This window comes from Mycolicibacterium chengduense, from assembly GCF_033741155.1.
Taxonomy (GTDB): Bacteria; Actinomycetota; Actinomycetes; order Mycobacteriales; family Mycobacteriaceae; genus Mycobacterium.
The window spans coordinates 154,191-171,197 of sequence record NZ_JAWQNH010000008.1 but is presented as its reverse complement, the minus strand read 5'-3'; the positions used below and the strand labels follow the sequence as shown (position 1 = coordinate 171,197).

The window sequence follows — 17,007 nt, the reverse complement described above, 5'->3', positions numbered from 1 at the left end:
TTGTCGGAGGCGCGTACGAACATGGCGGCATGTCCACGTATGTACGGGTCCGAGGTGTCGAGCTGCGCTACCTGCTGACCTGGCTGCTCGCCCATGAAGGGCCGGCGACAGTGGCCGAGCTGATCGACCGGCTGGTGCGCAACGGGTTCGACGTCGGCGGCCGGCCGTCGAAGACGGTGTCCGACGCGCTGCGCTGGGAGATGGGCCACGGCAGGGTGTGGCCCCGGGGCCGCGGCCGCTACCGCTTCGGGGAGATGCCGAGAGCCACCGAGTACCGGATCGAGAAGCGCGTGCGCGGTCTGCTCGTCCGCGCGGACGCGCTCTCCCGGGAGGCGCCGCCCTGACGCCCGGGCTTGTCGCTGAAAAGTCGCTCGGAGGCGGGCAATCAGTACATAGGTCTGCGGGACCGCCCTGGCCGTTGGCCCGCCGCGCCCTACTGCAAGGTACGCGCGAATTCCTCGGCCAGGCCGTCGATGCCGACGCGAATGGCCTCGATGGCCGATGCGCGGGCCTTGGCCTTGCTGGCCACGTGCGCCTTCAGGTTCAGGGTCGCGGCGTACTCGGCCGCCACCGCCTGCGCGCGTCCCAACACGTCGTCACGGTCGACGATCTCGTCGAGCCAGCCGGCCGCGATCGCGGCGTCGCTCGAGAAGGTGGCCGCCACGGACACGGCACGCGAGAACGCGGCCCGGGTGAGCCGCATCCGCATGATCTCGATGGCCGAGATCGGCAGCGTCATCCCGATCGCCACCTCGTTGGCCTGGCAGCGCGACTTCTCCGACCCCACCCGGTGGTCCCCGCTGAGCAACAGGAACGACCCCATGGCGATGGCAGGCCCGGTGGCCGCCATCACGATCGGCGCCGGGAAACTCAAGGCCCGGATCGACAACTCGAATCCCGCGGTCAGCATGGCCAGCCCGGCCGCGGGGTCGCCGGAGGCGAACACGCTCAACTCGAAACCACCGCTGAACACCCGGGAGTTGCCGGCCAGCACCACGGCCTTCACGGTGCCCGCGGAGATATCGGCCTCCGCCTGATCGAGCGCGCCGTTGACGGCCGCCAACATGGCGGGCGACAGCGCGTTGACCTTGCCGTCGTCCAACGTGATCGTCGCGACGGATTCGTTGACCGAGTAACTCACCGGGGTCGTCATGGAGCGGATGTTACGGAGCGTGGTTGCGAATTCCGATGGCGGGGCTCGAGTGATGTCTGCCGCCGGGCCGCTTGTCATCGATCCACGGGAAGTCGAGCTCGGTGGTTTGGTCGACCTGGCGGGTCCGCCAGCGATCCTGGGTTTCCCGCACCGCGCGGTTCATCCGGTCGATCTCGGACCGGAACACCTCGGGGCGCGTTTCCTTGGACGCGTAGTGGAAGTAGGTGAGCATGCTGCGTAGTAGCTCCAGCTTCTGCTTCTCCCGTTTGGCCAGATCGTGGTTGAGCATCAGGTCGAGGCGTTGGACAGGTGGCAGGCTGTCCCAGTCGAGCAGCACGGCCGACGTGTACTCCTGCGGCTTGCCCTTATCGCCCGCGGCACGGTCGCGGTAGGTCAGGCTGCCGTCGAATCGCGACCGGATCTCGCCGCCGAGTTCTGCCCGGCTGATCGCCGAGTCCCAGACGGTTCGCCACTCCTGGCCGGGGGCCAGCTGTGTGAGTTCGCTGGGGAGCCGGAGTTCGGTGATGTCAGGCGGCCCGTCGGCGTAGGCGTCCTCGTAGCGGCCCACGGTCAGCGGGGTCCCGAAATCGAACTCGATATCGTGTGCGGCGGACTTGCCGAAGTTGCGCACCACCAGTTCGATGACATGCCAGTCGGTAGCGCTGGGCTCCATGTACATCACCACATGAGGCCGCAATTCGTCACGCTTGAGCTGCCGATTTCGGCTGATCGCGCGGGTCACGAAGATCAGCGCGACAATCGCGAGCAGCAGGCCCGTCCACGCCGCGATGGTTAGCCAGGCCGCAGAGCCCAGGCCGGCCAGATCGGTCCATCGATCGCGAAACCACTCCACAGCGCCCTCATCAGTTCGTCCGATTGCGCTCTGGACAGTAGCGCTTAGCCAAGTGTTGCGTAAACAACGACCTTTGGCATTGCTAGCTGGCGGCGGCCAAGGCCGGAGCGACCACGGGCTGCCGCTGCCCGTGCTGGACCAATCGTTCGTTGCGGGCCAGCCACTCGGTATCGGTCCACACCACCTCGGCCGGCAGTCGGCGCCAGTACGCCGGGTGCGCTCGCACATGCTGTTCGACGCTGGCGTGCACGGCCGCGGCGTTGGGCAGCCGCCGCAGCCCGCGGGCGCGCGCATCGTGCCGACCACCCAGCGGTTGCGCGGGGCCGGCGACGACCCGCAGCCCGGCGCGGAGGGTGCCGTCGAGCACCCAGTCCAGCGTCAGCGCGTCGGTCAGGACGCCGCGATGGGTGCCGCGGAACCAGACTTCCTCGACACCGTCTACGCGTTGCAGCAGCGGCCCGCCGTCGATGGCGATCGCGTGCCTGCCCTCGATCACGTTCACGGGTCCGGCCGTGCCGCGCGTGCTGGTGGCGTCCCACAAGCCGAGGAAGCGGACGGGCACCGCAATGTCGGGCTGCTCGGTCAACCCGGCGGCGACGGCCGCGATGGAGCGCCAGTCATCTCCACTGCGCGGCGTGCGCGGTACGGCATAGGTGGCGAGCACGTAGTCGATCAATTCACCGTCGAGCACACCGATGGTGCCGAGCAGCCGGCTCAAGGCCTGGGCACAGGCCGCGCCGCGGCCGGCGCCGAACATGAATATCTCATCGCCGGGCTCCCACACTCGCAGCAGATGCCGGTACCCCGCGCTGATCGCGATCCTGGCCTCGTCGGATGCCGCCCGTCGCCGCTTCGGGACGTCGTGAGACCAGATCGACTGGGTGTCCTCGAGTGCGGCGCACAACGCGGGGACGTGGGAAGGCCGCTCTTCGCCGAAGCACAGCACGATGTTCGTCACAGCAACCCCCGACGGCTCCGCCACAACCGAAACTAGCGATTGATCCTGCCAACGCGGCCTGCCGGCCATCAGTCCGCGAATCCGCCGAAAAACATCGCTCGTTCGACGAAATCCGGCAGAGCGAGGCTACCGTGCTTCGGAATCAGTCGTCTGTCCCCTTTTTGGCGGACATCTCTACGACAGCATCCGGGGTGCGGGTGTCCCGCCGGGGGCTAACTCAACGGCAGGACGGACCCGGCGCTGGACAGGTCGCCGTGCACCTGCAGCGATTCCGGCACGGTCCCGGGCGGCACATCGAAGGCGACAGAGACGTTCGCGGGCTCACCGGGATACACCACCGTCGAGGTGCCACCGAGATAGAACGTGGCCTCGGTGTCGGGGGTGAAGGTCTGGCCACCGGCGGTGAGGACCTGCTGGTCGGCGACGAATGTCGCGGGAGTCTGACCGTTGTTGGTCAGGGTCAGATGTACGACGACGAACTCACCGGTCGCCGTCTTGGTCAGTTGGTCGTTGTCCGGGGCGACCACCGTGGGTCCGATGTCGATGCCGTTCGAGGTGAAGGTGACGTCACCGTCGACAGCCGTGCCGGCGACCGGTGCGGGCGTTTCGGTCGGAATGTCGGTCTGCGACGGGCTCGGCGCCGCGGTGGCCTCGGTGCTGGACGGCTCGCTCGTGGCGGTACCCGGGAGGCTGAGCTGGCTGGTTGCCGGTTTGTGGATGACGAACGCGTACACCAGGACCGCGATCAGGGCGAGGAGCAGCACGCCGACGCCGGCGAGGTAGCCCTTGAGCAGGTTGCCGTTTCCGGCGGCCGGCCCGGCGGGCGGCGGGGTGTAGGTCGGTTCGGCCGGCGCGGCGTAGGTCGGTAGCGGTTCGGCATGCGGCGGGGTGTAGGTCGGTACCACGGTCGTGGCCGGTTCGGGCCGCGGCACCTCGACGGTGTCCTGCTCGGTGGCAGCGGGCGGCTCAGCCGGCTCGGGTGCCGGGTCCGTCGACGCGGATTCCGCGGGTTCGGCCTGCGGAACCTGAACGACGGAGGTGGGCTGCTCGGTGGCGGCCTCGTCCCAGGACGGCATTTCCATGTCGGTCGGCCATGGCGGCAGCTCCGACGGCCATGACGACGACGGCTCCTCGGCCGGTGCAGCGGGTACGGGTTCGGGTTCCGGTGGCTGCTGCTGCGCGGGCGCCTGGTGCTCGGTCCACGCCGTGCCATCCCAATACCGTTGACCACCCGTTCCGTCGGGGTCGGGGTACCAGCCGGCCGGGGTCGGCGGTGTCGTCATCGCAGGGCTTCCTCCCCATCACGCGCCACAGGGGCGCTGTGACCCCGCAGGATAGCCCAGCCCGGATGCCGCCGCGCGGCTTTGTCCGGCCGCGTCGGCCAGGTCAGCCGCCCATCAGCAGGCGCCACTGCTCCAGGTTGCTTGCCCGGTAGACGTAGTTGGAGCGCTTGACCGCCGACAGCGGAGCGCTCGGATCACTGGAGTACCAGTGACCGGGAAACACCGTCGGATCCCCGGCCAACGCCGCCAGTGCCTGCAGGCTGCGGAACATGTCGTCGACGTCGCCGCCGGGAAAATCGGTCCGGCCGCATCCCTCCAGGAACAACGTGTCCCCGGCGACCAGTCGCCCGTCGAGCAGGAAACACTGGCTGCCCGGCGTGTGGCCGGGGGTGTGCAGCAACTCGATCTCGATCTCGCCGACGGCCACCTTGTCCCCGTGCTGATGTCCGGTCAGTTCGCTCGGCGCGATCCCCGTGACCCGCGAAACCCATTCGCTCTCATGGGCGTTGACGTGGACAGGCACGCTGACCCGCTCCAGCAGTTCGGCCAGGCCCTTCAATTCGAACCCCATCATCGAACCGCCGACGTGGTCGGGGTGGTGATGTGACACCAGCACGCCGGACAACCGCATCCCGTCGGCCTCCAGGGCGTCCACCAGGTCACCGGCCGCGTACGCCGGATCCACCACCACCGCGTCGCCCGTCTCGCGGTCACCGATCAGGTAGGCGAAATTGCGCATCTGCTCGGCGATCATGTCGCCCGCGGCGTAATCGCGGCCGGACAGCAACTGGCGGAAGTACAGGCGGTCTTCAGACATGGGCACAGCGTAGGGCTCGTGCCCGGAGCGACGATATCCGCAGGTCTAAAAACCGCATGTCACGAGGTGTTTAACCGCACAGCGGAAAATGTCGCACGCAAAATGCGGAATTACTAGCGTCTGTCGCATGCAGCTCACCCGGTTCACCGATCTCGGACTGCGGACCATGATGCTGCTGGCCGCCGCCGACAGCGACGGCCGGCGCATCACCACCCGCACCATCGCCGCGGGTGCCGACGCCTCCGAGAACCACATCGCCAAGGCCGTCGCACGGCTGGCCGAACTCGGCATGGTCCATGCGCGCCGGGGTCGGGTCGGCGGACTCGAACTGACCGACGCCGGGCGGCACGCCTCGCTGGGCCGGTTGGTGCGCCAACTGGAGGGCGACGCCGAAGTCATCGACTGCACGGGCGGTGCCCAGCCCTGCCCCCTGATCCCGGCCTGCCGGTTGCGCCGGGTGCTCGCCGAGGCCAAAGAGGCCTTCTACCGCCAGCTCGACGGCTACACCATCGACCACCTGTCGGGCAGTGCCCTGCTGCCCGTCATCTCTTTACCCCTCGAAATAGCCCTGGAAAGGAAACCCCGATGACCATCACCACCGAGACCCAAGAGCTGGACCCGGCCCACGCCGAGATCGTCACCGCCACGTTGCCGCTGATCGGCGCGCATATCGACGCCATCACCCAGGCCTTCTATCGGCGGTTGTTCGACAACCATCCCGAGCTGCTGCGCAACCTGTTCAACCGCGGCAACCAGGCCCAAGGCGCGCAACAACGGGCGCTGGCGGCCTCCATCGCGACGTTCGCCACGCATCTGGTCGATCCCGATCTGCCGCATCCCGCGGAGCTGCTGTCGCGGATCGGGCACAAGCACGCCTCGTTGGGCATCGTCGCCGAGCAGTACCCGGTGGTGCACGACAACCTGTTCGCCGCGATCGTCGAGGTGCTGGGCGCCGACACCGTCACCGCCGAGGTGGCGCAGGCCTGGGACCGGGTCTTCTGGATCATGGCCGACACCCTGATCGCCCTGGAGCGCGCGCTGTATGCCCAGGCCGGGGTGCGCGACGGGGACGTCTATCGGCGGGCCGAGGTGCTGTCCCGCGTCGACGACCCGTCCGGTGCGATCGAGCTGACGGTGCGCCCGGTCGGTGCTGAGATGCTGTCCTTCGCGGCGGGCCAGTATGTGTCGGTCGGCGTGACGCTGCCCGACGGCGCCCGTCAGCTGCGGCAGTACAGCCTGATCAACACCGGTGGCAGCGGTGAGCTGACCTTCGCGGTAAAACCCGTCGGCGAGGTGTCGACGTGGATCCGGGACAACCTTCGCGTCGGTGATCTGCTCGATGTGACCGTGCCGTTCGGCGACCTCCCGGCTCCCGCGCCGGGACTGCCGCTGGTGCTGATCTCGGCAGGTATCGGCATCACGCCGATGATCGGCATCCTGGAGGCGCTCGATCCGGCCACCCGCGTCGTCGTCTTGCACGCCGATCGCAGCCCGCAGACCCATCCGCTGCGGGAGCGTCAGCGTGACCTGGTGGCCCTGCTGCCCGACGCCACCCTGCAGCTCTGGTACGAAGACGGCACCCCGGGTGCCCATCAGGGCTTCCTGTCCCTGGACGACGTGGAGCTGCCGGACGGGGCCGAGGTGTACCTGTGCGGCGCCGACGGGTTTGTGCGGGCGGTGCGCGATCAGCTGACCGCCCGCGGCATCACCCGGGTGCACTGCGAGCTGTTCAGCCCCAACGACTGGCTGCTGTGACGGCACCGGCCACCGAGACTGAGACCAGGGACGGGGATCCGGCGCGCGGCGTCCCCTGCTTCAGTCTCGGCGGTCCGGCTGGGCCGAACCGGGCCGCAAGGGGTCTTCCCGGGCCGGCGGATGCCGATTACGCTGCCGTTTTGGCGACTGAATCGGCGAGAATGTACCCTTTTTGAGGCCCACGGGCCGCAAGCAGTGCACGCCCCCTTAGCTCAGTCGGCAGAGCGTTTCCATGGTAAGGAAAAGGTCAACGGTTCGATTCCGTTAGGGGGCTCGGTGGACGCCAGGCGGATCGCCGCCTTCGTCTAATCGGGGCGGTGTAGCTCAGCTGGTTAGAGCGCACGACTCATAATCGTGAGGTCGGGAGATCGAGCCTCCCCACCGCTACAGGCAACAACGAGAGGCAACTGACGTGGCGTCGAGTACCGACGTACGGCCGAAGATCACTTTGGCCTGCGAGGTGTGCAAGCACCGCAACTACATCACCAAGAAGAACCGGCGAAACGACCCGGACCGGCTGGAGATCAAGAAGTTCTGCCCGAACTGCGGTCACCACCAGCCCCACAAAGAGTCCCGCTGACCCTGCGCCGTGGCTCTCTCATCGAATATCGTCGGGATGCATTTCCGGTATCCCGACGCGTATGAGGTGGGACGCGAGAAGGTGCGTGAGTACGCCATCGCCGTCAAGAACGACGCGGCGTACTTCCAAGACGAAGCTGTCGCCGCCGAGCTGGGTCACCACACCCTGCCGGCGCCGCTGACCTTCATCAGCATTTTCGGCTACATGGCGCAGTACGCGTTCTTCGAGCACGCCAACATCGGGATTCACGACGCTCAGATCGTCCAGGTCGACCAGTCCTTCACCTTCGCGCAACCCATCCGGGTGGGCGACAGACTGTACTGCGACGTCTACGTGGATTCGGTGCGGCAGGCACACGGTACGGACATCATCGTCACCAAGAACATCGTCACCAACGACAAAGGTGAGGTTGTGCAGGAGGCCTATACGACCCTCGCGGGCCGTTCGGGCGACGGGGAAGAGGGTTTTACTGATGGCTCTGCGTGAGTTCGGTTCGGTCAGCGTCGGCGACACACTGCCGGAGAAGGTCATCCCGCTGACCCGGCAGGATCTGGTCAACTACGCCGGCGTCTCCGGTGACCTCAACCCCATCCACTGGGACGACGACATCGCCAAGCAGGTCGGCCTGGACACCGCCATCGCGCACGGCATGCTGACGATGGGCCTCGGCGGCGGCTACGTCACCGACTGGGTGGGCGACCCGGCGGCTGTCACCGAATACAACGTCCGCTTCACCGCGGTCGTGCCCGTGCCGAACGACGGCATCGGAGCGGAGATCGTCTTCAACGGTCGGGTGAAGTCGGTGCAGCCCGAGGACAAGTCGGTCACCATCGCGCTGTCGGCCACCACCGGCGGCAAGAAGATCTTCGGCCGCGCCATCGCCGTCGCGAAGTTGGCCTGACCCATGGCATTGCGCCCCGATCTGCTCGGGATGGTCTACAAGTACCCCGAGGTCTTCGTCGTCGGCCGCGAGCAGGTCAAACTGTTCGCCAAGTCGGTCAAATCCGAGCATCCCGCCTCGCTGTACGAGGACGCCGCCGCGGAACTGGGCCACGACACCCTCGTCGCAGGACCGACCTTTGTGTCGATCCTGGCCAACCTGGTGCAGCAGGACTTCTTCCGCAATGTCGACGTCGGCATGGAGACCATGCAGATCATCCAGGTCGACCAGCGGTTCGTGTACCACCGGCCGATCAAGGTGGGCGACCGGCTGCACGCCGAGCTGGAGATCATGTCGGTCGACGAGCGCTTCGGCGCCGATATCGTCGTCACCCGCAACATCCTTCGTGACGACGATGCCGAGGACGCCTTCGTGGTGATGGAGGCCTTCACCACGCTGATGGGTCACGAGGGCGACAACTCGGTGTCGGTGCAGTACGACCGGGAATCCGGACAGGTGCGGCGGACGGCGGTCGCAGGGGATTAGTAACTAGCACTTGGGCCGATGTACACTCGGTCCTCGGGGTTTTCCCACATCAGCGCGCTGTCCGTCGGTTCGGAAATCGGCCGGTCGGGGAGCGCGCGAATTGTGTGAGGGCCGCACCGAAGGGGCGTAGCTCAACTGGCAGAGCAGCGGTCTCCAAAACCGCAGGTTGCAGGTTCAAGTCCTGTCGCCCCTGCTCAACTGAATACTCGACGAGTGTGGACACACCGAAGGTGGCCACCCGAACCAGATGAAAGGCATGCGGTGAGCGACGAGCGCGACAGTGCCGGCTCCGAGGGCACCGAGGATGCGGGCACTGAGGACGCGGCCGGTCAGACGGCCGTCGTGACCCGTCCGCTGCGCCCGACCGGAAAACGGACCCGGCGCGCTGCGGCAGCCCCGGTGGAGGACGCGGAGCCGTCCGAGGCGGATGCCGAAGCCGCGGAGGGCGACGACGAGCCTGCCGCCAAGAGCGGTAAGGCCGGCAAGACCGCGAAGGCCGGCAAGGCCGGCAAGGGCAAGAAGAGCGACACCAAGCGGGTGAACCCGTTTGCCTTCGTGTGGAACTACCTCAAGCAGGTCGTCGCGGAGCTGCGCAAGGTCATCTGGCCGAACCGCAAGCAGATGGTCAGCTACACCACGGTGGTCCTGGTGTTCCTGGCGTTCATGGTCGCGCTGATCGGCGGGGTCGACCTCGGGCTGGCCAAGCTCGTGTCGATCGTGTTCGGCTGACCGGAAGAATTGAGAGAGGACTGACAACCGTGACTAGCTTCGACGGCGACGAACAGCTCGACGCCGAGACGCCTTCGGGTGATGCCGTCGACGTGTTCGACGAGACCCTGGAGGCAGGCGAGGCGGAAGCCACCGACGCTTCTGAAGAGGCCGCCGAGGATTCCGAGGTCTCTGAAGAGGCCACCGACGAGGTCCCCGCAGCCGCCGAGGAGGACGTCGATCCGGCGACTGCGCTCAAGAAGGAGCTGCGTCTCAAGCCGGGTGATTGGTATGTCATCCACAGCTACGCCGGTTACGAGAACAAGGTGAAGGCCAACCTCGAGACCCGCGTGCAGAACCTGGACGTCGGCGACTACATCTTCCAGGTCGAGGTGCCCACCGAAGAGGTCACCGAGATCAAGAACGGCCAGCGCAAGCAGGTCAACCGCAAGGTGCTGCCCGGTTACATCCTGGTGCGCATGGACCTCAACGACGAGTCGTGGGGTGCGGTGCGCAATACGCCCGGCGTCACCGGTTTCGTCGGCGCCACCTCGCGCCCGTCGCCGCTGAGCCTGGACGACGTGGTCAAGTTCCTGCTGCCCCAGGGCGCGGCGAAGAAGGCCGCCGGCAAGGCCGCATCCACGGCCGCCGCGGCGGCGTCGTCCGAGGCGACGCTGGAGCGTCCCGAGATCCTGGTCGATTTCGAGGTCGGCGAGTCGGTCACCGTCATGGACGGCCCGTTCGCCACGCTGCCCGCCTCGATCAGCGAGGTCAACGCCGAGCAGCAGAAGCTCAAGGTGCTGGTGTCCATCTTCGGTCGCGAGACGCCTGTGGAACTGACCTTCAACCAGGTCGCCAAGATCTAAAGCTTCGTAGAAGAGAAGAAAAGGAACGAACAACAATGGCCCCGAAGAAAAAGGTCGCCGGGCTCATCAAGCTCCAGATCCAGGCCGGGCAGGCCAACCCCGCCCCGCCGGTCGGTCCCGCGCTTGGTCAGCACGGCGTCAACATCATGGAGTTCTGCAAGGCGTACAACGCCGCGACCGAGTCGCAGCGCGGCAACGTCATCCCCGTGGAGATCACCGTCTACGAGGATCGCAGCTTCACCTTCGCCCTGAAGACCCCGCCCGCCGCCAAGCTGCTGCTCAAGGCCGCCGGTGTGCAGAAGGGTTCCGGCGAGCCGCACAAGACCAAGGTCGCCAAGGTGAGCTGGGATCAGGTGCGCGAGATCGCCGAGACCAAGAAGGAAGATCTCAACGCCAACGACATCGACGCCGCGGCGAAGATCATCGCCGGCACCGCCCGCTCCATGGGCATCACGGTCGAGTAGCTTGCGGATCGACCAGACGACAGTCGAGTAGCTTGCGGATCGACCAGACCGCAGTCGAGTAGCTTGCGGATCGACCAGACCGCAGTCGAGTAGAACCGTACGAATTCGTGGGAGAGCCCGCTTCGGCTCGCAACCACAACTCTGAACAGGAGACACAATGAGCAAGAACAGCAAGGCATATCGCGAAGCCGCCGAGAAGGTGGATCGCACCAACCTCTACACCCCGCTGCAGGCCGCCCGGCTGGCCAAGGAGACCTCGTCGAAGAAGCAGGATGCGACCGTCGAGGTGGCCATCCGCCTGGGCGTCGATCCCCGCAAGGCCGACCAGATGGTCCGTGGCACCGTGAACCTGCCGCACGGCACCGGCAAGACCGCCCGTGTCGCGGTGTTCGCCGTGGGTGAGAAGGCCGAGCAGGCCCTGGCCGCCGGCGCGGACGTGGTTGGCAGCGACGACCTGATCGAGAAGATCCAGGGCGGATTCCTGGACTTCGACGCCGCGATCGCCACGCCCGACCAGATGGCCAAGGTTGGCCGCATCGCCCGCGTGCTGGGCCCCCGCGGTCTGATGCCCAACCCCAAGACCGGCACCGTGACGGCTGACGTCGCCAAGGCCGTGGCCGACATCAAGGGCGGCAAGATCAACTTCCGCGTCGACAAGCAGGCCAACCTGCACTTCGTGATCGGCAAGGCGTCGTTCGACGAGGCCAAGCTGGCCGAGAACTACGGTGCCGCGCTCGACGAGGTGCTGCGTGCGAAGCCGTCGTCGTCGAAGGGTCGGTACCTGAAGAAGGTCACCGTGTCGACGACGACCGGCCCGGGCATCCCGGTGGACCCGACGGTCACCCGGAATTTCACGGAGGAGTAGGCCGAAGGCCGGAGTGGCCAGTCGTTGCGCGGGTTCATCGAAATCCCGTGCCACGACTGGCCATTCGGCATTTCAGGCCCGCCCCAGCACCACCGTGGCCACCAACGCCCGGTGATCCGAGCCCGGCACCCGCACCGTGCGGATGTCGGTGACGGTGGCATCCCGGGTCAGCACATGGTCCACCGCGACGACCCGCGGGACCGGGAGGCCATCGGGATGGGTGCGCAGGAACCCGGCCCCGGCCTGAACGGCGCCGCCGGCATAACCGGCGCGCAGGACGGCTCGGAAGTCCCGCACATCGGGCGTGGCGTTGAGGTCACACCCCACGACCACCGGACCGTCGGCGTCGAGGCTTCTCAGCGCGGGCCCGAGCCGCTCGATATCGGCGCGCCACTGCCCGAACGCCGACCGCGGCGGGGACAGGTGGGTACACACCACCGTCGTCGGGGCGGGCAGGCCGGGCACCCGGAGGCTGGCGGTGATGAACCCGCGCTGGAAGCGCTCATCGACGCCGCTGGTAAGCACCGGATGACGGCTCCACAGTCCGACTCCGGACGCGCGTTCGCCGGGTCGCAGCACGGCGAACGGAAACGTGGCTGCCAGCCGTGCCGACAGCGCGTCGGCCAGCTCAGGTGTCAGCTCCTGCACGGTCAGCACATCGGCATGCCCGCAGGCCAGCTCGGCCACCGCGGCCGAATCGGCTTGGCCGTAGCGCAGATTCGCGGTGACGAAGCGCAGGACCGGAGCTGCCGGCGCTCGCCGGCGGACGAAGGACGGCAGTTGGGTGGCCAGCGCCGCGACGGTCACCACCGATGAGACGGTGGCGGGCCCGCGGCGTCCGGTTGCCGCGAAGAGGGCTGCCGCCACCGGGGCGCCCAGCATGAGGTACGGCGACAGCGCCGCCGTCAGCAACACGGTGCGACTGACGGCGGGGAGGAAGCGGGCCACCAGGGCGGTGCCGGCGACCACCAGCAGCGCCACCGCGAGTACCCACATCAGTCCGCGCACTCCCCGAGCCGTCGGCGTAGGAACTCCCGTGCCGGTTCGGAAGCGTTGCGGTCCAAGGCGATCCGATACCAGTGCGCGGCCTCGGACCGCCGTCCGGCACGGCGTAGCAGGTCGGCGCGGATCGAGGCCACCACGCTGGAGCGGGTCAACCGGGGATCGTCGGCGACGTCGTCGAGCGCGGCCAGGCCGGCATCGAATCCGGAGCGGAACCCGACCGCCAGCGCCCGGTTGGCCCGGGCCATCGGAGAATCGGTGATCGTGATGAGGCGATCGTAGGCCGTGCAGATCACCGCCCAGTCGGTCGACTCCCAATCCGGTGCGGTCGCGTGCGCGGCCGCGATCACCGCTTGGGGCAGATACGGTCCCGTGGCGCCGGCGGCCAGCCGCAGCCGGTCCAGCCCGCGGGCGATCCGGCCCCGATCCCAGCGGGTGCGGTCCTGCTCATCCAGCGGGGTGAGGACACCGTAGGCATCCACCCGGGTGCTGCGCCGCGAATCGTGCAGCAAGGTCAGTGCGGCCAGGGCGTGCGTGTCGCGGACCGGCGGCATCAGGTCGCACAGTTCACCGGCCAGCCGCACGCCTTCGTCGCACAGGTCGTCACGGATGGCCGACGGCCCGCCCGTCGACCAGTAGCCCTCGGTGAACACCGAGTACACACAGGCCAGCACGTGCGGGGTGCGCTCGCCGAGCAGTTCGGCCGGCGGTACCCGCAGCGGGATGTTGGCGTGTCGGATCTTGGACTTGGCGCGGGTGATCCGCTGTCCGACGGCGGTTTCGGACTGCATCAGTGCCCTGGCGATCTCGGGCACCGTCAGCCCTGAGATGAGCCGCAGCGTCAGGGCCAGTTGCGAGGGTCCGTCCAGCGCGGGGTGCGCGCAGGTGAACATCATCCGCAGCTCGTCATCGCGCACCGGGTGCACGGGCTGGTCGTCGGCCGGAATGGGCATCGCCGCGAGTTCCTTTCCGGGGCGCGAACTTTCGCGTCGCAGCCGATCCAGCGCCCGATTGCGCGCAACGGTCGTCAACCAGCCGCCGGGGTTGGCAGGCGGCTGGTCACCCCAGCTGCGCAGTGCTTCGGTGAAGGCCTCCTGGACGGCGTCCTCGGCGATGGTGAGGTCGCCGCACCAGCGGGCGAGCGCGGCCACCGCGGGCCCCCATTCACGACGGAAGACGCCGTCCAGGATGGTCATTCGGTCGAGCTGTTACAGACCGGCGATACCGGCCAGCTGCCGCACCAGCACCGAACCGGCGGGGATCATCGAGGCGACCTTCACCGCCTCGTCCTGATCGACGGCCCGGATCAGGTAGAAGCCGTTGGCCACCTCGGCGCCCTCGGCGTACGGGCCGTCGGTCAGCAGCACCTGCCCGTCGCGCACCCGCACCGTCGTCGCCGTGGCGGGCGGGTGCAGCGGCGCACCGCCCAACACGTGGTTACCGATCGACGCGCCGGCCTCCAGGTGCTGGGCCACCCTGGCCTCAAACTCGGGGGAGCCAGGAACGTTGACGTTCTCCGGTGTCTCCAGCAGCAGGCCGAGCCACGCCGCGCCGACGGGTTCGGTGGGGGCGTTCCAATGCACCATCGGCCACACCTCGACGGCGCCGTACCGCGCGGCCGGGATGTCGCGGGCCAGCGCCAGCGCGTCGTCGAGGTTGTCGGCTTCCAGCACGTAGTAGCCGCCGGCCACCTCGGCGCCTTCGGCGAACGGACCGTCGGTCACCACCGGATTGCCCGGCCAGCCGGTGATCAGCTTGCCGTCCCTGGCGGCGCAGAGTGCGTCCCCGGCCCGGATCGCCGACCCGGCTTTGGTATGGAACGCCTGGTAGGCGGCCATCTCGGCGGCGCCTTCGGCGGGGGTCAGAGCGCGCTCGGGGGTCAACAGCAGTGCGAAGTAGTACATGACGCCTCTTTCGGTAGGGGCGGGACCCGGTATCCCACTCTCTACCTGTCCGACGAACGGCGCCCGCCCAATCCGACAGACGGGCGCAGAATCAGTTCGAGAAGTTGGACTTCAACTCGCCGACGATGTCATCCCACAGTGCTTCGGGCAGGTCGTGGGCCATGCCGTCGAACAGCACCAGCCGGGCGCCGGGGATGGCGCGGGCGATCGCCCGGCCACCCGTGGGACGCATCAGCTTGTCCGCGTTGCCATGGATCACCACGGTGGGTGCGGTGATCTGGCGGTTGTACCGCCGCAGGCTGCCGCTGCCCATGATGGCCGCGAACTGTCTGCCCACCCCGGCCGGGTAGTACGACCTCTCGTAGGCTTCGACGGCCTCGGCGCGGGCGCGCTCCGGGGGTGTGGGATATCCGGGGCTGCCGATGATGTTAAGCAGACGCACCGTGTTGTCGATGACGGCTTCCCTGGTGGCGTCCTGGGGTTTCTGCAGGATGGCCAGCAGTTGTTTGGGGCCGGGCGGGGGCAGCAGCGCCTGGTTGTTGCTGGAGAAGATGACACCCAGGCTGCGGGTGCGGTGCGCGTGCCGGGCGGCGAACACCTGGGCGATCATCCCGCCCATCGACGCGCCGACGATATGTGCCCGGTCGATGCCCAGGTGGTCCAGCACCGCGGCGGCGTCGTCGGCCATGTCTTCGAGGGTGTAACCGGCCGGGCTGCGCAACCCGAGGAACGAGCGGACCATGCGGGTCGGCAGCGGGGCACCACTGCGAGCGTGGGGCAGCTTGGTTGACAGCCCGATATCCCGGTTGTCGAAGCGGATGACGCGCAGCCCGAGGTCGACCAGTTTCTCCACGAAACCCTCACGCCACAACAAGAGCTGTGCGCCCAGTCCCATGACGAGCAGGACGGCCGGGTGGTCGGGATCGCCGAAGTCCTCGTAGACGATCTCGATGTCACCGTGGGTGGCGGTACCGGTGCGGACGGTCATGCGTCCCCTTCTCGTTCGTCGACCTCTTTGTGCTCCCGGCTGATCTCGACCATGAAATTGGCGAAGTATCCCGTGAACTGGGGGTCGCTCATCATCTGCCACCGGGGGGCGAGCAGCTTCATGTACCGCTCGACGTAGAGGAACTGCTTGCCGATCAGCACCAGCTCGCGCGGCAGCTTGACGTCGTAGGCGTCGGCCAGTGCGGAGAGCTGCTTACCGATCTCGGCGTAACTCATATCGCCGAGTGAGGACATGGTCAGCGGTGTGGCGAAGCGCTCCAGGTCTTTGGCCGCCTGCGCTTCCGGCTTGACGGTGCCGACCGCGCCCATCAGCACCACGATCTTGCCCGCCGCGGCGTGGTCCTTCTTCACCAGCAGCGCGTAGACCAGCTCGCGCAGCAGCCAGCGGGTGCGCGGGTCGATACGGCCCATGATCCCGAAGTCGAAGAAGACGATCTTGCCGTCGTCGTCGACGTAGAGGTTGCCGGCGTGCAGGTCGCCGTGGAACAGGCCGTGCCGCAGGCCGCCCTCGAACACGCTGAACAGCAGGGCTTTCACCAGCGCCTCGCCGTCGAAGCCCTTCCTGCGGATGGTGGCGACATCGTCGATGCGGGTGCCCTGGATGCGCTCCATGGTCAACACGCGGGCCGACGTCAGGTCCCAATACACCTGCGCCACGCGGATGTTCTCGCCGAGCGGCGAGGCATGCATGTGTGCCACCCAGGCGTCCATGGATTGCGCCTCCAGCCGGAAGTCGAGCTCCTCGGCGAGGTTGTCGGCGAAGTCGGCGACCACGTCCTGCGCGGACAGCCGGCGGCCGAGCTTGGCCAGTTCGACGAGTTGCGCTCCGCGCTTGAGGATCTGCAGGTCGGCGGCCACCCGGCGGCGGATGCCGGGACGCTGGATCTTGACCACCACCTCTTCACCGGTGTGCAGGGTGGCGTAGTGCACCTGGGCGATGGATGCCGATGCGAAAGGGGTCTCGTCGAAGGATTTGAAGAGGTTCTGCGGTTCGTCGCCGAGTTCCTCCTTGAACAGCTTGTGCACGGCGTCGGGGTCGGCGGGCGGCACCCGGTCGAGTAAGCCGCGGAACTCCCGCGACAGCGGCTCGCCGAAAGCGCCGGGGCTGGACGCGATGATCTGGCCGAACTTGACATAGGTGGGGCCCAGGTCGGCGAACGCCTGGGGGACCTGCTTGACGATCTTCTGCTGCAGGCTGCCTTTGCCCAGAATGTTGCTGACGACGCGGGCGCCGGCCCGGGTGACCTGCCAGCCGGTAGCGCCGATCCGAGCGGCTTCGACGGGCAGCGGCACCCGATCGAGCCTGGCGACCTCGCGGTGCTTGGCTTGAGTGCTCATGTGTGCAGTGTCTCAAAACCGGCGGTA

At 67.7% G+C, this 17,007-nt stretch carries 21 protein-coding genes and 3 tRNA genes; 14 read left to right on the top strand and 10 right to left on the bottom strand.

Features of this window, described 5'->3' with window-relative positions:
* The first annotated feature begins 29 nt into the window (after positions 1–29).
* Positions 30–344, top strand: coding sequence for a hypothetical protein (locus tag SBI67_RS26810; RefSeq protein ID WP_318983483.1), 315 nt, complete (start codon positions 30–32; stop codon positions 342–344).
* Between the two features lie 89 nt (positions 345–433).
* Here the strand turns inward: SBI67_RS26810 and SBI67_RS26805 are convergent, their stop codons facing one another.
* From SBI67_RS26805 to SBI67_RS26785, 5 genes are all read right to left on the bottom strand, one after another.
* Positions 434–1,153 carry a crotonase/enoyl-CoA hydratase family protein gene (locus SBI67_RS26805; protein WP_318983482.1) on the bottom strand — a complete coding sequence of 240 codons (720 nt, stop codon included), beginning with the start codon at positions 1,151–1,153 and terminating at the stop codon, positions 434–436.
* Positions 1,154–1,163: 10 nt separating this feature from the next.
* A complete protein-coding gene (locus SBI67_RS26800; protein WP_318983481.1) occupies positions 1,164–2,006 on the bottom strand; it encodes a DUF8453 domain-containing protein in 843 nt (280 codons plus the stop codon).
* A gap of 82 nt (positions 2,007–2,088) precedes the next feature.
* Complete coding sequence (locus SBI67_RS26795) at positions 2,089–2,964, bottom strand: phospholipase effector Tle1 domain-containing protein (protein WP_318983480.1); 876 nt, start codon at positions 2,962–2,964, stop codon at positions 2,089–2,091.
* A gap of 212 nt (positions 2,965–3,176) precedes the next feature.
* Positions 3,177–4,247 carry a DUF4352 domain-containing protein gene (locus SBI67_RS26790; protein ID WP_318983479.1) on the bottom strand — a complete coding sequence of 357 codons (1,071 nt, stop codon included), beginning with the start codon at positions 4,245–4,247 and terminating at the stop codon, positions 3,177–3,179.
* Between the two features lie 103 nt (positions 4,248–4,350).
* Entirely contained in the window at positions 4,351–5,064 is a 714-nt protein-coding gene (locus tag SBI67_RS26785) for an MBL fold metallo-hydrolase (RefSeq protein WP_318983478.1), read from the bottom strand.
* A gap of 127 nt (positions 5,065–5,191) precedes the next feature.
* Between SBI67_RS26785 and SBI67_RS26780 the strand changes: the two genes are divergently transcribed.
* The 13 genes from SBI67_RS26780 (at position 5,192) to rplA (ending at position 11,728) form a co-directional block, all read left to right on the top strand.
* On the top strand, positions 5,192–5,653 hold the full coding sequence (locus tag SBI67_RS26780) for an RrF2 family transcriptional regulator (RefSeq protein WP_318983477.1): 462 nt from the start codon (positions 5,192–5,194) through the stop codon (positions 5,651–5,653).
* Positions 5,650–6,819, top strand: a complete 1,170-nt coding sequence (locus SBI67_RS26775; protein WP_318983476.1) for a globin domain-containing protein — start codon at positions 5,650–5,652, stop codon at positions 6,817–6,819. Before SBI67_RS26780 ends, SBI67_RS26775 begins: the two co-directional genes overlap by 4 nt.
* Before the next feature lie 201 nt (positions 6,820–7,020).
* Positions 7,021–7,093 (top strand) — tRNA-Thr (locus tag SBI67_RS26770).
* Between the two features lie 39 nt (positions 7,094–7,132).
* Positions 7,133–7,206 (top strand) — tRNA-Met (locus tag SBI67_RS26765).
* Positions 7,207–7,231: 25 nt separating this feature from the next.
* A complete protein-coding gene (rpmG, locus tag SBI67_RS26760) occupies positions 7,232–7,399 on the top strand; it encodes a 50S ribosomal protein L33 (RefSeq protein ID WP_023985310.1) in 168 nt (55 codons plus the stop codon).
* A 9-nt stretch (positions 7,400–7,408) separates the two neighbouring features.
* Entirely contained in the window at positions 7,409–7,885 is a 477-nt protein-coding gene (gene hadA / locus SBI67_RS26755) for a (3R)-hydroxyacyl-ACP dehydratase subunit HadA (protein WP_318983475.1), read from the top strand.
* Positions 7,872–8,300 carry a (3R)-hydroxyacyl-ACP dehydratase subunit HadB gene (gene hadB, locus SBI67_RS26750; protein WP_318983474.1) on the top strand — a complete coding sequence of 143 codons (429 nt, stop codon included), beginning with the start codon at positions 7,872–7,874 and terminating at the stop codon, positions 8,298–8,300. Before hadA ends, hadB begins: the two co-directional genes overlap by 14 nt.
* 3 nt (positions 8,301–8,303) lie before the next feature.
* Positions 8,304–8,825, top strand: a complete 522-nt coding sequence (hadC, locus tag SBI67_RS26745) for a (3R)-hydroxyacyl-ACP dehydratase subunit HadC (protein WP_266046682.1) — start codon at positions 8,304–8,306, stop codon at positions 8,823–8,825.
* 120 nt (positions 8,826–8,945) lie between these two features.
* Positions 8,946–9,018, top strand: a tRNA-Trp gene (locus SBI67_RS26740).
* Between the two features lie 68 nt (positions 9,019–9,086).
* A complete protein-coding gene (gene secE / locus SBI67_RS26735) occupies positions 9,087–9,554 on the top strand; it encodes a preprotein translocase subunit SecE (protein WP_318983473.1) in 468 nt (155 codons plus the stop codon).
* A 29-nt stretch (positions 9,555–9,583) separates the two neighbouring features.
* Entirely contained in the window at positions 9,584–10,399 is an 816-nt protein-coding gene (gene nusG / locus SBI67_RS26730; RefSeq protein ID WP_318983472.1) for a transcription termination/antitermination protein NusG, read from the top strand.
* A 35-nt stretch (positions 10,400–10,434) separates the two neighbouring features.
* Positions 10,435–10,863, top strand: coding sequence for a 50S ribosomal protein L11 (rplK, locus tag SBI67_RS26725; protein ID WP_024454133.1), 429 nt, complete (start codon positions 10,435–10,437; stop codon positions 10,861–10,863).
* Positions 10,864–11,020: 157 nt separating this feature from the next.
* Entirely contained in the window at positions 11,021–11,728 is a 708-nt protein-coding gene (rplA, locus tag SBI67_RS26720) for a 50S ribosomal protein L1 (protein ID WP_024454134.1), read from the top strand.
* Between the two features lie 72 nt (positions 11,729–11,800).
* Here the strand turns inward: rplA and SBI67_RS26715 are convergent, their stop codons facing one another.
* The 5 genes from SBI67_RS26715 to SBI67_RS26695 form a co-directional block, all read right to left on the bottom strand.
* Positions 11,801–12,724, bottom strand: a complete 924-nt coding sequence (locus tag SBI67_RS26715) for an endonuclease/exonuclease/phosphatase family protein (RefSeq protein ID WP_318983471.1) — start codon at positions 12,722–12,724, stop codon at positions 11,801–11,803.
* Positions 12,724–13,926, bottom strand: coding sequence for an RNA polymerase sigma factor (locus SBI67_RS26710; RefSeq protein ID WP_318983470.1), 1,203 nt, complete (start codon positions 13,924–13,926; stop codon positions 12,724–12,726). Before SBI67_RS26710 ends, SBI67_RS26715 begins: the two co-directional genes overlap by 1 nt.
* A 12-nt stretch (positions 13,927–13,938) precedes the next feature.
* The gene (locus SBI67_RS26705) at positions 13,939–14,634 is read right to left on the bottom strand and encodes a YciI family protein (protein WP_318983469.1); all 696 of its coding nucleotides are present in this window, start codon (positions 14,632–14,634) and stop codon (positions 13,939–13,941) included.
* Between the two features lie 91 nt (positions 14,635–14,725).
* Positions 14,726–15,622 carry an alpha/beta fold hydrolase gene (locus SBI67_RS26700; RefSeq protein ID WP_318983468.1) on the bottom strand — a complete coding sequence of 299 codons (897 nt, stop codon included), beginning with the start codon at positions 15,620–15,622 and terminating at the stop codon, positions 14,726–14,728.
* Positions 15,619–16,980: an ABC1 kinase family protein gene (locus tag SBI67_RS26695; protein WP_318983467.1), complete on the bottom strand. Its 1,362-nt coding sequence runs from the start codon at positions 16,978–16,980 to the stop codon at positions 15,619–15,621. Before SBI67_RS26695 ends, SBI67_RS26700 begins: the two co-directional genes overlap by 4 nt.
* Between the last annotated feature and the right edge of the window lie 27 nt (positions 16,981–17,007).